We start from the raw sequence: 13,795 nt of genomic DNA, 5'->3' as shown, positions 1-13,795 counted from the left end.
CGCACGGATGTTGCGGCCGCTGCTCTACAGGACCCGCTCGGCGGTGTGCCCACAGGTGGGGCAGCGGGCGTCCGCTCCGAGCGGGCCGGCCCCGCGCGCCCGCCCGCGCAGGGCGATCGCCAGCGGGAGCAGCGCCGGGCCGACCAACGCGACCACGACGGCCGTCGCGGCGAGCGCGGCCCAGCCCGGTCTGGGTGCGCCATGCAGCAGGCCATCCGCCGCACCGGCCAGAATGTGCAGCGAGAGCAGGCCCAGCGGGGTGAGCAGGACGAGCAACGCCCACCCGCCCCGGGGGTCCGCGCGCGCCGCCCACCAGGTGCCGAGCAACGACACCACGGCGAGCATCGCCGCGGCGGTCCAGGGCAGAACCTGGCTTCCGACCCACTGGTAGGAGGTCGCGACGAAGTCGACCGGGGGTTGAAGATTGGTCTGTGCGAGCGCTGCGGCCCCGGCGGCGAGCAGCGGCAGGCTCCGCACCGGCGCCGGCAGCCGGTCGGGAAGGGCGAGCGCCACCAGGCCCAGCCCGAGTTGCGGCACCAGCACCAGCAGCGGCGGGCGGGGCAGATCGGCGAGGGCGGCGGCGGGCATGACCGCGAGGGTCAGCAGCACCGCGACGGCGATGACACGCCGTGCCCAGCGGGCCGGCGCGGCGGCGTGCGCCACTGCGGCCAACAGCCAGCCAAGCCACACCGCGACGCCGATCGAGACGAATGGCCCCGCGGTCGGCGTGCCCCACTCGGCGGGCGGTGGCCGCAGTTCCAGCACCGACCAGGTCCCCGCCAACGCCGTCGCGGTGAGGAAGGCGAGGACGGCGGCGAGGCGTACGCCCGGGATCAGGCCGGCGGCCCCGGCGGCCCGCAGCCGCTGGCGCAGGCCGCCGCGCACCAGGTCCGCGGCGTCCGCGGGCGAGGGCCAGCGTCGCCCCGGCCCGGACAGGTCGAGGTACGTGCCGACGATCTCCGCGCCGCGCGCCCGCCGGTACTCGGCCGGGTAGGCGCGCAGCAGGCGGTGGTAGCGCCGCTCCAGGCCGCTCATGCCAACCCCCCGGCGGTACGCGCGGCGAGCGGTCGGGCCGCGCGGGCGCGCAGGCGGGCGGTGGCCGCCTCGACGTTGCGGCGCAGGCGCTCGGTCTCGGCGCTCAGCGTGGCGTCGCCAGCGGGGGAGAGGCGGTAGTAGCGGCGCAGCCGGCCGTCCACCACCTCCTCGCGGTCGACCTCGACCAGGCCGGCGTCGGTCAGCCGGTCGAGCGCGCCGTAGAGGGTGCCGGGCCGCAGCGACACGCGCCCGTCGGAGAGGGCGGCGACCTCGCCGATCAGGCCGTAGCCGTGCATCGGCTCGCCGGCCAGCGCGGTGAGGATCAGGAAGGTGGGTTCGCGCAGCGGTGTGTCCACGCCAGCAATATAACGGACGCAAAGGTATGCAGCGGCCCGTTACGTGCTGAACCTGCTCCGGCCGCGCCGTCCGGCGGCCGCACCCTGCTCGGCATACCGCACGGCCCACCGCTTCGCGGTCGGCCAGGACACGTCATAGCGCTCGGCCGCCCGAGCGGCCGGCCAGCCCTCGTCCACGGTCAGGCGCGCCAGACGGAGACGTGCACGAGGCGGCAAAGCAGCGTCAGCGCGGGACACGAAGCCTCCTGGTCGGCGGAGCGGTCCACTCCACAACCGGAGGTCTTCGTCATCACGCCTATCTACGTCGTGTCGTCCACACGACCTCAAACAACGTCCCTGGGCAGTACAGCCAGGGCCGCCAATCGGCGCCGCGACGGGCGAGGTATGGACGCCGATCGCGCGTCGAGTGGAACACCACGGGTGTCAAAGCGCTCCGGTGACACCCGTGGTGTTCCACCGACCGCGATCGCGGAGCTGGTCGGCCCCACCCGCCCCGGCCCCACCCGCCCCGGCCCCACCCGCCCCGGCCCACCCGCTCCCGGTTAACCCCACCGGCCCGACCGCACCCGGCGCACCCGGCGCACCCGGCGCACGCGGCGCACCTGGCGCGCGGGGCGCACCTGGCGCGCGGGGCGCACCTGGCGCGCGGGGCGCACCTGGCGCACGCGGCGCAGCGCACGGGGGCGCATGCGGCGCACGGGCGCATGGGGCGCACCTTGGCGCATTCGCCCCTGCCGCCAGAGCTGGTCGGGCCGGGGCGGTCGGGCCGGGGCGGATGGGCCGGGCGGGGAAGGTGCGGCGCGCGGCAGGGGTGCCGGTGAACGCAGGAAGGCCCCGGGGGACCCGGGGCCTTCCTTGGGTGTCCTGCTGCGTCAGCAGTCGAAGTACATGGCGAACTCGTGCGGGGTCGGGCGCAGACGCACCGGGTCGACCTCGTTGGTGCGCTTCCACTCGATCCAGGTCGAGATCAGGTCGGGGGTGAACACCCCGCCGTCGAGCAGGTAGTCGTGGTCGGCTTCGAGGGAGTCGAGCACCGCCGACAGCGAGCCTGGCACCTGCTTGACGTCGCCCCACTCCTCCGGCGGCAGGTCGTAGAGGTCCTTGTCGATCGGCGCCGGCGGCTCGATCTTGCTCTTGATGCCGTCGAGGCCGGCCATCATCATCGCCGAGAAGGCCAGGTAGACGTTGGCCGACGGGTCCGGCACGCGGAACTCGACGCGCTTGGCCTTCGGGTTGCTGCCCGTCACCGGGATGCGGGTGCAGGCGGAGCGGTTGCGCTGCGAGTAGACCAGGTTGACCGGCGCCTCGAAGCCCGGAACCAGCCGGCGGTACGAGTTGACCGTCGGGTTGGTGAAGGCCAGCAGCGACGGGGCGTGGTGCAGCAGGCCGCCGATGTACCAGCGGGCCATGTCGGACAGGCCGGCGTAGCCGGTCTCGTCGTAGAACAGCGGCTCGCCGTTGAGCCACAGGCTCTGGTGGGTGTGCATGCCGGAGCCGTTGTCGCCGAAGAGCGGCTTCGGCATGAACGTCGCGGTCTTGCCGTTGGCCCAGGTCTCGTTCTTCACGATGTACTTGAAGAGCTGGAGCTGGTCGGCCGCGTGCAGCAGCGTCGAGAACCGGTAGTTGATCTCGGACTGGCCGGCGGTGCCCACCTCGTGGTGCGAGCGCTCCACGGTGAACCCGCTGTCGACCAGCCGGCGCACGATGCTGTCGCGCAGGTCGGCGAGGTGGTCGACCGGCGGCACCGGGAAGTAGCCGCCCTTGTACGCGGTCTTGTAGCCGCGGTTGCCGCCCGGCTCCTCGCGGCCGGTGTTCCAGGCGCCCTCGATCGAGTCGATGTAGTAGAACGACTGGTGCGCCGAGGTCTCGTGGCGGATGGAGTCGAAGATGTAGAACTCCGCCTCCGCGCCGAAGTACGCGGTGTCGGCGATGCCGCTGGCGGCCAGGTAGGCCTCGGCCTTCTTCGCCACGTTGCGCGGGTCGCGGCTGTAGGCCTCGCGGGTGAACGGGTCGTGGATGAAGAAGTTGAGCGCGAGGGTCTTCTGCGCCCGGAAGGGGTCGATGAAGGCGGTGGCGACGTCCGGGAGCAGGAGCATGTCCGACTCGTGGATCGCCTGGAAACCGCGGATCGACGACCCGTCGAAGGCCAGGCCCTCGGTGAAGAAGGCATCGTCGACGGACTCGACCGGCAGGTTGAAGTGCTGCATCACGCCGGGCAGGTCACAGAACCGTACGTCGACGAACCTCACGTCCTCGTTCTTGAGGTATCGCAGGAGTTCCTCGGGATTGGCGAACACACGTCCTCCTGGCACGTCCACGGGTGGCTAGGCTCTTGGCGACGCTATGGCCGCGCGGTTGCCCGGCCATGTCTTGAGTGTTTCTGCCGTGTTACGTCCCTCGCGGAGCGTCATCCGCGCCGCTCGGGCGGGGCCGGGCCGTGCGACGGGACGCCACCGGCTGTGCCATTCTATTGACACTTGCTCGCTTTCGCCCCTTTTTGCTGCCCGGGTGCGGGCGACCGTCCCCGATCCGTCCACACCCCCTGGATACCCTTGACCGTTGTGACCAAGCCGCATGATCGCCCCGTACCGCCCGCGTCGGATCCCGCCTTCACGCCGCCCAGCCTGGGACGCCGGTTCGGCGCGCTGGTGATCGACTGGGTGCTCTGCCTGCTCGTCGCCGGGGGCTTCGCCGACCCGGTGCGTGACGGGTGGGCACCCGTGCTGGTGCTGATCGTCGAGTACGGCTTCTTCCTCGGGCTCTTCGCGCAGACGCCGGGCATGTTCATCACGAAGATCCGCTGCGTCGCCTGGGCCGACGGCGGTCGCATCGGGGTGGCCCGGGCCCTGCTGCGCGGCCTGCTGCTCGCCCTGGTCGTCCCGGCCCTGCTGATGGACGGCCACCGTCGCGGCCTGCACGACCGCCTGGCGGGCTCCGTCGTCACCGACGCCCCCCGCCCCTGAGACACACGAAGAGCCGGGCCCTGCGAACAGGCCCGGCTCTTTCGCGTACGCGTCGGAAGTCAGCGACCGCGCGTCTGGCGGAACGCGCCCCGCGCGGGCCGCATGTTCTTCGGGATCGCGCCCTTGGGCATCTGCGGGCGGGCGGTGAGCGCCTTGAGCCGCTTGTCCAGCGAGTTGACGTCCTTGCCGCTGAGGTTGCGCGGCAGCCGCATCAGCGTCATGCGCAGCTTGCGGATCGGCAGCTCGCCCTCCTCCTGCCCGATCACGTAGTCGAAGAGCGGGGCGGAGCCGATCACCTTCGCCAGCCGCCGCTTCTCCTGGCCGAGCAGCCCGCGTACCCGCTGCGGGTTGCCCTCCGCCAGCAGGATCACCCCGGGCCGGCCGATGACCAGGTGGACCATGTCCATCTGCGTGGTGGAGCTGACCGCCGGGGTGACCCGCCAGTCGCCCCGCATGCTCTCCATGATCTGGGCCGCCGCGCCGGGCTGCCCCTCGGCGGCGTTCATCATCGCCCGGTTGGACCGCAGGTTGAGCACGATCAGCAGGCAGAGCAGGGCGAACAGGATGCCCAGCGGCAGCCAGATCCAGCTCCAGAGCAGGACCGCGACCACGGTGAGAGCGAGCGGGATCAGCACCGCGCCGGCGGCCAACGGCGCGAACCACCGGTCCTGCTTGGCGGTGAACTTGAACACCATCCCGATCTGCTTCAGCCGCTGGCCGAACGAGACCTTCTCCTGGGGCTTTGCCATGCCGCAGAGTCTAGTGGTCGCCGCACGTCGCGTTGTCCGCGGCCAGGCTGAGTACCTTACGCCGCCGTAGCGCCGCCGAGGGGCGGGAGTAAGGAGGGCAGGCGGGCGAAGATCGGGCGGCGGACCCATGCCCCGGGGGCACCTTCGCGCGCAGAGTCGGAGTCGACAGCCGAAGACGACCCAGGGAGCCCCACATGTTCGGCAACGACGCAGACTTCATCCTCTCGATCCACCGTACGCACGCCGCCGAGCTGCACGCCGAGGCCGCGGTCGACCGGCTCGCCCGGGCCCTGCCGCGCCGCACCACGCGCGCCTGGCTCAGTCGACGGCATCACCCGGGACGCGCCGGCGACGTGCGTCGGTGAGCGGCCCCGCGCCCCCGGCGGTCGCCACCGAACCGCCGGGGGCCGACGCCGCCCGGGCCGACCGTCGACGGGACGACGGCGCGCGGGCCGGCCAGCGACAGGCCGAGCGTGCCGATCGGCCGGCCCGCGACCCGCGCCGGGTGCCTTCCGCTGACCGGCCGGTCAGCGGAGCCGGCGGCGGCGAGGGCCGTGGCATGCTCGGAGCCGTGACCGTACGCGCCGCCAGCACCGTCCTCGTGGGCCGTCAGCGGGAGATCGCGGCCCTGCGCGACGCCCTGGGCCGGGCCCGCGCCGGGGAACCGACCACGGTCCTGGTCGGCGGCGAGGCCGGCGTGGGCAAGACCCGGCTGCTGGAGGAGTTCGGCCGGTCGGCCACCGAGGCCGGCGCGCGGCTGCTGGTCGGCCAGTGCCTTGAACTCGGCGAGGCCGGGCTGCCCTTCGCGCCGTTCGCCGCCGCGCTGCGGGCGGTGCTGCGCCGCGACGGTCCCGGTGTCTTCGACGGGTACGAGGCCGAGTTCGCCCGCCTCCTGCCGGAGCTCGCCCGGGGACCGGCCGGCGTCGCCGCGCCCGCCGTCGCACTCGTCCCGGACGCCCCGCGCGGTTACCTGTTCGACCTGGTCGCCGAGCTGTTTCAGCGGCTCGCCGCCGGGCAGCCCCTGGTGCTGGTGATCGAGGACCTGCACTGGGCCGACCGGTCCACCCGCGACCTGATCGCCTTCCTCGTGCGCGCCGCCCGCACCGCCCGGCTGCTGCTGGTCTGCACCTACCGCACCGACGAGCTGCACCGTGGTCACCCGCTGCGGCCCTTCCTCGCCGAGCTGGACCGGGCCCGTGGTGTCGAGCGGATCGAGCTGGGCCGCCTCGACCGGGACGGCACCGGGGCGGTCCTGGCGGACCTGCTCGGCGCCGAGCCGCTCGCCCGCGCGGTCGACGACATCCACCAGCGCACCCAGGGGAACCCGTTCTTCATCGAGGAGCTGGCCGCGGCCGGCGGCCCGGTCGGCTGCGGCACGCTGCCCGAGACGCTGCGCGACCTGCTGCTGGCCCGGGTGGACCGGCTGCCCGACGCCGCCCAGCGGGTGCTGCGGATGGCCGCCGCCGGGGGCACCCGGTTCGCCCACCAACTGCTCGCCGAGGTCGCCGGGCTGCCCGAGCCGGAGCTGGAGGACGCGCTGCGCGCCGCCGTCGCCGCCCAGCTCGTGGTGGCCGACCCGGAGGGCGACTACGAGTTCCGGCACGCGCTGGTCCGCGAGGCCGTCCACGACGAGCTGCTGCCCGGCGAGCACGCCCGGCTGCACGCCCGCTGGGCGGCGGCCATCGAGGCCCAGCCGCACCTGGTCGCCGCCGGCCGTGCCCCCGCCGAGACGGCCCACCACTGGTACGCCGCACACGACCACCCCCGGGCCCTGGTGACCGCCCGCACCGCGGCGCGCGCCGCCGCCGACCGGTACGCGTACGCGGAGCAGAGCCGGCTGCTGGAACGGGTGCTGGAGGTGTGGGAGCTGGTGCCCGACGCGGCCGACCGGCTCGACATGGACCACCTCGCGGTGCTGGAGGAGACCATCGCCGCCGCCACCACCGCCGGCGACTACCAGCGCGCGCTCACCCTCACCCGGGCCGCCCTGGCCGAGGTGGACGTCGAGGCGGAGCCGCTGCGCGCGGCGCGGCTGCTGGACCGGCGCGGCCGGATGCTCGCCATGCTCGGCAAGAGCGACGGCGCGGCCGAGCTGCGGGAGGCGTACCGGCTGTCCTGCGGGGCGCCGGACGGGCCGGAACGGGTCCGGCTGCTCGCCGACATCGCGGCGCAGCTGTTCCGGCTCGACCCCGAGCAGGCCGGGACGCTCGCGGCCGAGGCGGCGGAGGCGGTGGAGGCGCTCGGCGACGACCTGGAGCTGCTGCCGACCCGGATCGCCATCCTCTGCCGTACCGAGCCGTCACCCGAGCGTCGCCTGGCCGGGCTGCGTCTGGCCGAGGACCGGGCCCGCGCCGCCGGCTCGGCGCCGGCGCTGGTGAGCGCGTTGGTCCACCTCTCCGACGTGCTGTTCGAGCTGGGCCGGTACGCCGAGTCGGCCGACGCGGCCGCCGCCGGGGCGACCGAGGCGCGCCGGGTCGGCGTCAGCCGCTCCACCGGCGCGTACCTGCTGTCGAACCAGGCCGAGGCGCTGATCGCCCTGGGGCGCTGGGACGAGGCCGACGCCGCCTGCGCGGAGGCGGCCCGGATCGACCTGCCGGGCGTGTCCGGCCTGCACTGGCTACAGCTCCGCGCCGGGCTGCGGCTGGCCCGGGCCCACCCCACCGCCGAGGAACTGGTGGACCGCGCCCTGGCCTTCCTGGCCCGGCCCTACCTGTGGCCGAACCACCGGCTGCCGCTGCGGGAGCTGCGGATCGAGGCGGCGCTGGCGGCCGACGACCCGGCCGGCGCGGTACGCGCGGCACACGCCGCGCTGGCCGACGAGCGCCTGCCGCAGCTTCCCCGGGAGGGCTGGCCGGTGCTCAGCGCCGTCGCCCGGACCGCCGAGCGGACCGGGGACGCCGAACTGGCCGGCGCGGTGTCCGCCCTCGCCGCCGGGCTGCCGGCCCGTCATCCGGCCGAGCGGGCGCACGCCGCCCAGGTGGCGGCGCTCCTGGCCGTCGGCGGCGAGACACTTGCCGCATGGCGTACGGCGGTCGCCGCGTGGCGCACCGACGGGCAGCCGTACCCCCTCGGGCGGGCGCTGCTGTCGCTCGCCGAGGTGGCGGCCGCGGCGGGGGAGCGGGACGAGGTGGCGGCGGCGGTCGCCGAGGCCGCCGCGATCGCCGACGGGCTGGGCGCGGTACCGCTCGCGGCGCAGGCCGCCACCCTGGCCCGCCGGGTCGGCCTGCGCGGGGCGACCCGGGGGCGTCCCGGCGCGGACCTGCTCACCCAGCGCGAGCGGGAGGTGCTGCGGCTGGTCGCCGAGGGCCACAGCAACAGCCGGATCGCCGAGCGGCTCTTCATCTCGCCGAAGACGGCCAGCGTGCACGTCTCCCGGATCATCGCCAAGCTCGACGTGAGCAACCGCGTCGAGGCCGCCGCGTTGGCCCACCGCCTCGGCCTGCTCGGCGCTCCCACCGCGCCCCGCTGATCCTGTCGCCCGGCGGGCGCCAGTCGAGGGCGACCGGTCGGGCGACCGGCCGGTGGGCGTGGGACCAGGAGCGAAGGAGCCGGTCAGGGGCGGGGCAGGTAGATCCGCCAGCCGGGGACGGTGACCAGGTCGAGCGCCGCCGGGTCGGCGTGCCGGCGCTCGTCCAGGCGGGCCGCCAGCGGTGAGCCGGCCGGCGCGATCCAGCCCGGCGCCGCCGCCTGCCGCACCGCCCGGCGGTACGGCAGGTACCGGTCGTGTCCCGGGCGCAGGTCGTCGTCGACGACCGCGCAGAGCACGTCCTCGCGGGTGGCGAAGGTGAGCCGGTTGCAGGTCCAGTAGCCGCCGTACACGTGCCGGACGCCCCGCTGGCGTAGCGCGGCGACCAGTCCGGCGTGCCGGGCCTCGGCGGCGCGGGCTGCCGGCGCGGCGTCGACCGCGCCGCCGGTGGCCACGGCGGCGGTGCCCAGCGTCGCCGCGAGCACCATGGCCGCCGCGATGCCCGTCATGCCCCGCCACCGCGCCCCGGCCCCCGCGCCACCGCGTGTCCGGACACCGTCCGCTCCGGCAATGTCTGCCCCGGCCGTGACCGTTCCGGCCAGGCCTGGCCCCGCCGTGTCCGTGCCGGCCGTGACCGTGCCGTCCGTGACCGGTCGGAGTGCGCGGCGGGCGGCCGACCAGAGCGGCCAGAGCAGGGCCGGAACGGAGATGAGCAGGCAGGACAGGTACCGGGAGCTTTCCACCGGGGTGCGGCCCGCGGCGCTGCTGACGGTGTAGACGGCGAGCGTCCCGACGGCCGCGACCACCAGGGCGAGCCGGACCGCCCCGCCCGCCGCCACGATGGATCTTGGACAGTTGCCGTTCAGAGCTGACGGCAACTGTCCAAGATCTGCGACGGGTGGGCGCAGCGTGCGCCAGGCCGAAAGGGCGGCCGCGAGGAGCAGCAGCGGGAGGGCGACCGCCCACCACGACTGGCCGGGCGTGCAGTGGCTCGGGGAGCAGAAGCCCATGCCCAGCGGCGGGCCGAGCACCAGCCCGCCGTGCAGCCGGTCCGCCCAGCCGGCGGGCTGCCCGGAGCCACCGGCGGCGAGCACCGCCGCGATCGGATTGCGCCCCGCCGCCAGGCTGTGCACCAGCAGCGGCCCGGCCCCGACGAGCGCGGCGGCACCGAGCAGCACCCCGGCCCGGCCGCGCAGCTCGCGCCGGCCGTACGCGAGGAGCACCGCGCCGGTCGCGGCCACGTACGGCAGCACCAGCGGGTCCACCCAGAGCATCAGCCCGGCCAGGAATCCCCACCCCGTCCAGCGCGGCAGTCGGCGTCCGGGGCGGCCGGCCGCCAGGTCGTACGCCAGCACGGCGAGCGCCACCCCGGCCGCGTTCATCTCCGGGTAGCCGCCCCCGGCGATGAGCTGGTTCTTCACCACCCGGTCCGAGCCGAGCGCCAGCAGCACCACGACGAGCAGGGCGAACCAGTGGTCCCCGGTCAGCCGCAGCGTCAGCCGCCAGGCGAGCACGACGAAGACCGCGTACAGGGCGAGGGTGGGCAGGCGCAGCCCGAGCGTCGACGGGCCGACCAGCGCGAACACCGGCGCGGCCAGGTAGGCCTCCAGCGTGCCCATGTACGCCTGGCCGTAGAACCAGACGGGGAACTCCTGCCCGCGGGAGATGTGCAGTGCGGCCAGGCCCATGGTGGCCTCGTCGCTGTTGGTCGGCGGGGCGTCGTGCAGCAGGAGACCGAGGCGGTAGCCGGTCCCGGCCACGACGGCGAGCACGGCGAGGACGGTCGGCAGCACGCGCCGCCGGTCGGGCGGGAGCGCGGGACGCGAGTCACGCCACCGCTGGCGTACGCCGACCGTCATGAGCCGATCATGGCAGTTTGCCGCCGGCCCGTGGTCGAACGGTGCCGGCGCGTCGCCGGGGTGGTCAGCCGGCGGTGACCGGAAGGCCCTCGCGGGCCTCGAGCGCCTGCCGGTAGAGCCGCCCGGCGCGGTACGACGAGCGCACCAGCGGCCCGCTCATCACGCCCGCGAAGCCGATCTCCTCGGCCTCCTCGCGCAGCTCGACGAACTCCTCCGGCTTGACCCAGCGGGTGACGGGGTGGTGCCGGGGGGTGGGGCGCAGGTACTGCGTGATGGTGATCAGCTCGCAGCCGGCCTCGTGCAGGTCGCGCAGCGCCTGGGAGACCTCGGCGCGCTCCTCGCCCATGCCCAGGATCAGGTTGGACTTGGTGACCAGCCCGTCGGCGCGGGCCTGCCGGATCACGTCCAGCGACCGCTCGTAGCGGAAGGCCGGCCGGATCCGCTTGAAGATCCGCGGCACGGTCTCCACGTTGTGGGCGAGCACCTCCGGCCGGGCGCCGAAGACCTCGGCGAGCTGCTCGGGGACCGCGTTGAAGTCGGGGATCAGCAGCTCGACGCCGCAGCCCGGCTGGAGGGCGTGGATCTGCCGGACGGTCTCGGCGTAGAGCCAGGCGCCGCCGTCGGGCAGGTCGTCGCGGGCCACCCCGGTGATGGTCGCGTAGCGCAGGCCCATCGAGACCACCGACTCGGCGACGCGGCGCGGCTCGTCGGCGTCGAACTCGGCCGGCTTGCCGGTGTCGATCTGGCAGAAGTCGCAGCGCCGGGTGCACTGGTCGCCACCGATGAGGAAGGTGGCCTCCCGGTCCTCCCAGCACTCGTAGATGTTGGGGCAGCCGGCCTCCTGGCAGACCGTGTGCAGCCCTTCGCGCGAGACGAGCCCGCGCAGCTGGGTGTACTCCGGCCCCATCTTGGCCTTGACCTTGATCCACGGCGGTTTGCGCTCGATCGGCGTCTCGGCGTTGCGCGCCTCGATCCGCAGGAGGCGCCGCCCCTCGGGGGCGGGCGTCGTCGTGCGCGCTGCCTGGCCGGTCGTCGGCGCGGAGTGCTCGATCGTCACAAAACCGAGCCTACGCCCGACGGCCGCCGTCGATGTAGTTCGGGCGACCGGCGTCACCCCGGGAGTCTTGTGACGCCGGACACCGGGGCCGGGAAAAACCAGTCACAGGAGCCTCGGCGGGGATGCTAGCGTGCCCGCCAGAGCTGTGACGGAGCCGAGTAGCGCCCCGACCCGCCAGTTGAAGAGAGCCGCCGGTTGCTGCGAGGCGGTCTGGCACCGGGCCCGCGAAGACCCTCCCGAGCTGCGGGAAGAACGGCATGCAAGGAAGGGCACCTTCTCAACGCCTCCGGTGGAGGAAGGGCCCCTTCCGCACGCAGAGCCCAGTAGAGCCCGCCCGGCTGGCCCCGGTGAAAAGGCGACGAACGAGGCCCCCGTCCGCGGGGGCGAAGGTGTGGTGGCACCGCGAGGTTTCCCGCTCGCCCACACCTGACGGGGTTGGGGCGACGCCCGCCACCCCGCTGGCAGGCGTCGCGATCGACCGAGAGGCAGCCCTGCCATGCAACGTGTCCTGTCCCGCCAACTCTCCGCCCATGTCGGCGTACCCGTCCGGATCGCCGGCTGGGTGCACCGCCGCCGGCTGCTCAAGTCGGTGGCCTTCCTGATCGTCCGGGACGCCGCCGGCCTGACCCAGGTGGTGGTCACCGACCCGACCGTGCGCGCCGAGGTGGAGGCACTCACCGAGGAGACGGTCGTCGAGGTCACCGGCACGGTGGTCGCGAACCCGACCGCGCCCGCCGGGGTCGAGCTGACCGCGCCGACGGTACGACCGCTCGGCCCGCCCGCCGTACCGCCGCCGTTCGACCTGTACCGGCCGGCGCTCACCGCGAGCCTGCCCACCCAGCTCGACCACGCGCCCGTCGCGCTGCGCCACCCGACCCGGGCGGCGGCGCTGCGCGTCTCGGCGGCGGCGGTGGCCGGGTTCCGGGCCACGCTCGACGCCCGCGACTTCGTGGAGATCCACACGCCGAAGGTCGTCGGCTCGTCCACCGAGAGCGGGGCGAACGTCTTCGCGCTGGACTGGTTCGGCCGGCCCGCGTACCTGGCGCAGTCGCCGCAGTTCTACAAGCAGCTCATGGTCGGCGTCTTCGAGCGCGTCTACGAGGTGGGGCCGGTGTTCCGGGCCGAGCCGCACGACACCGTCCGGCACCTGGCGCAGTACACCTCGCTCGACGCCGAGCTGGGCTTCGTCGCCGACCACCGGGACGTCATGGCCGTGCTGCGGCACACCGTGGCCGGGATGCTCGACGCGGTACGGGAGCGGGCCGGGGGCGCGCTCGCCACCCTCGGGGTGTCGGCGCCGGACGTGCCGGCCGAGATCCCCGCCGTGCACTTCACCGAGGCGCTCAGGATCGCGGGCGCGCCGGCCGACGAGCCGGACCTCGCCCCGGCGCACGAGCGGGCGCTGGGCGAGTGGGCGCGGCGGGAGCACGGCTCGGAGTTCCTCTTCGTCACCGGCTACCCGATGGCGAAGCGGCCCTTCTACACCCACCCGGACCCGGCGCGGCCCGCGTACTCCAACGGGTTCGACCTGCTCTTCCGGGGACTGGAGCTGGTGACGGGCGGGCAGCGGCTGCACCGGCACGCCGACTACCTGGCGGCGCTCGCCGCCCGGGGCGAGCCGGTCGAGCCGTACGCCGGCTACGTCGACGCGTTCCGGCACGGCATGCCCCCGCACGGCGGCTTCGCCATCGGCCTGGAACGCTTCGTGGCCCGCCTGACGGGCGCAACCAACGTCCGAGAGGTCACCGCCTTCCCCCGCGACCTCCACCGCCTAACCCCATAGCGCCCCCCGGCCGCCCCCTCCCTCCCCCCTGGCCCGCGTTGATCATGAAGTTGTTGTCGTCGGCATCGGCGTGTCGTGACAACAACTTCATGATCAACGGGACGGGACGGGGCTGGGGGAGGGGCGGGGGCGTTCAGGGTGGGCCGAGGAGGTCCCAGGGGTTGCCGGCTATGTCGCGGAAGACGGCGACCCGGCCGTACGGTTCCGTGCGCGGGGGCTTCACGAACTCGACGCCCGCCTCGACCATCCGCTGGTGGACGGCGTCGAAGTCGTCGACCTGGAGGAAGAAGCCGACCCGGCCGGCGACCTGGTCCCCGACCGATCGAGCCTGCCGGTCGCCGTCGGCGCGGGCCAGCAGCAGCCCGGTCTGCGCGCCGGGCGGGCGGACGACGACCCAGCGCTTCGGCCGGCCGTCGTTGGTGAGCGACGGGGAGTCCTCCACCAGCTCGAAGCCGAGCACCCCGGTGAAGAACTCGATGGCCGGGTCGTACTCGGCCACGACGATCGTGACCAGGTCGATCCGCACC

Annotated in this window: 12 protein-coding genes; 4 read left to right on the top strand and 8 right to left on the bottom strand. The window is 74.6% G+C overall.

What is annotated here, in order from left to right:
• Positions 1-24: 24 nt before the first annotated feature.
• The 4 genes from ACLQ20_RS16045 to glnA form a co-directional block, all read right to left on the bottom strand.
• Positions 25-1,035, bottom strand: a complete 1,011-nt coding sequence (locus tag ACLQ20_RS16045; protein WP_327029195.1) for a hypothetical protein — start codon at positions 1,033-1,035, stop codon at positions 25-27.
• On the bottom strand, positions 1,032-1,391 hold the full coding sequence (locus tag ACLQ20_RS16040) for a PadR family transcriptional regulator (RefSeq protein WP_327029194.1): 360 nt from the start codon (positions 1,389-1,391) through the stop codon (positions 1,032-1,034). The genes ACLQ20_RS16045 and ACLQ20_RS16040 overlap by 4 nt, the downstream gene beginning before the upstream one ends.
• Before the next feature lie 39 nt (positions 1,392-1,430).
• Positions 1,431-1,628, bottom strand: a complete 198-nt coding sequence (locus ACLQ20_RS16035) for a helix-turn-helix domain-containing protein (protein ID WP_425856177.1) — start codon at positions 1,626-1,628, stop codon at positions 1,431-1,433.
• A gap of 635 nt (positions 1,629-2,263) precedes the next feature.
• On the bottom strand, positions 2,264-3,688 hold the full coding sequence (glnA, locus tag ACLQ20_RS16030) for a type I glutamate--ammonia ligase (RefSeq protein WP_132236059.1): 1,425 nt from the start codon (positions 3,686-3,688) through the stop codon (positions 2,264-2,266).
• Positions 3,689-3,952: 264 nt separating this feature from the next.
• Between glnA and ACLQ20_RS16025 the strand changes: the two genes are divergently transcribed.
• The gene (locus ACLQ20_RS16025; protein WP_393164957.1) at positions 3,953-4,354 is read left to right on the top strand and encodes an RDD family protein; all 402 of its coding nucleotides are present in this window, start codon (positions 3,953-3,955) and stop codon (positions 4,352-4,354) included.
• Between the two features lie 59 nt (positions 4,355-4,413).
• Here ACLQ20_RS16025 and ACLQ20_RS16020 read toward each other — a convergent pair whose 3' ends face one another.
• Positions 4,414-5,103, bottom strand: a complete 690-nt coding sequence (locus tag ACLQ20_RS16020; protein ID WP_425856174.1) for a DUF4191 domain-containing protein — start codon at positions 5,101-5,103, stop codon at positions 4,414-4,416.
• Positions 5,104-5,297: 194 nt separating this feature from the next.
• Between ACLQ20_RS16020 and ACLQ20_RS16015 the strand changes: the two genes are divergently transcribed.
• Both ACLQ20_RS16015 and ACLQ20_RS16010 read left to right on the top strand, forming a co-directional pair.
• Positions 5,298-5,468 carry a hypothetical protein gene (locus ACLQ20_RS16015; RefSeq protein ID WP_192581532.1) on the top strand — a complete coding sequence of 57 codons (171 nt, stop codon included), beginning with the start codon at positions 5,298-5,300 and terminating at the stop codon, positions 5,466-5,468.
• A gap of 206 nt (positions 5,469-5,674) precedes the next feature.
• Positions 5,675-8,572, top strand: a complete 2,898-nt coding sequence (locus tag ACLQ20_RS16010) for a helix-turn-helix transcriptional regulator (RefSeq protein WP_425856171.1) — start codon at positions 5,675-5,677, stop codon at positions 8,570-8,572.
• Between the two features lie 83 nt (positions 8,573-8,655).
• Here ACLQ20_RS16010 and ACLQ20_RS16005 read toward each other — a convergent pair whose 3' ends face one another.
• Together ACLQ20_RS16005 and lipA are read right to left on the bottom strand one after the other, a co-directional pair.
• Entirely contained in the window at positions 8,656-10,428 is a 1,773-nt protein-coding gene (locus ACLQ20_RS16005) for a hypothetical protein (RefSeq protein ID WP_425856169.1), read from the bottom strand.
• Positions 10,429-10,492: 64 nt separating this feature from the next.
• The gene (lipA, locus tag ACLQ20_RS16000; RefSeq protein ID WP_192581533.1) at positions 10,493-11,542 is read right to left on the bottom strand and encodes a lipoyl synthase; all 1,050 of its coding nucleotides are present in this window, start codon (positions 11,540-11,542) and stop codon (positions 10,493-10,495) included.
• A 439-nt stretch (positions 11,543-11,981) separates the two neighbouring features.
• Between lipA and aspS the strand changes: the two genes are divergently transcribed.
• Positions 11,982-13,268, top strand: a complete 1,287-nt coding sequence (gene aspS, locus ACLQ20_RS15995; protein ID WP_425856165.1) for an aspartate--tRNA(Asn) ligase — start codon at positions 11,982-11,984, stop codon at positions 13,266-13,268.
• A 133-nt stretch (positions 13,269-13,401) separates the two neighbouring features.
• Here the strand turns inward: aspS and ACLQ20_RS15990 are convergent, their stop codons facing one another.
• A complete protein-coding gene (locus ACLQ20_RS15990) occupies positions 13,402-13,794 on the bottom strand; it encodes a VOC family protein (protein WP_151457613.1) in 393 nt (130 codons plus the stop codon).
• Position 13,795: the final 1 nt, after the last annotated feature.

The organism is Micromonospora sp. DT46 (assembly GCF_049841735.1).
Lineage (GTDB): Bacteria > Actinomycetota > Actinomycetes > Mycobacteriales > Micromonosporaceae > Micromonospora > Micromonospora reichwaldensis.
The sequence above is the reverse complement of the archived record's forward strand: the minus strand, read 5'-3'. Positions and strand labels throughout refer to the sequence as shown.

What these genes read in the sequence shown, in the direction of transcription:
- ACLQ20_RS16045 (WP_327029195.1), bottom strand. Translation starts at nt 1,035, where the DNA reads ATGAGCGGCCTGGAGCGGCGCTACCACCGCCTGCTGCGCGCCTACCCG.
- ACLQ20_RS16020 (WP_425856174.1), bottom strand. Translation starts at nt 5,103, where the DNA reads ATGGCAAAGCCCCAGGAGAAGGTCTCGTTCGGCCAGCGGCTGAAGCAG.
- ACLQ20_RS16015 (WP_192581532.1), top strand. Translation starts at nt 5,298, where the DNA reads ATGTTCGGCAACGACGCAGACTTCATCCTCTCGATCCACCGTACGCAC.
- ACLQ20_RS16005 (WP_425856169.1), bottom strand. Translation starts at nt 10,428, where the DNA reads ATGACGGTCGGCGTACGCCAGCGGTGGCGTGACTCGCGTCCCGCGCTC.
- aspS (WP_425856165.1), top strand. Translation starts at nt 11,982, where the DNA reads ATGCAACGTGTCCTGTCCCGCCAACTCTCCGCCCATGTCGGCGTACCC.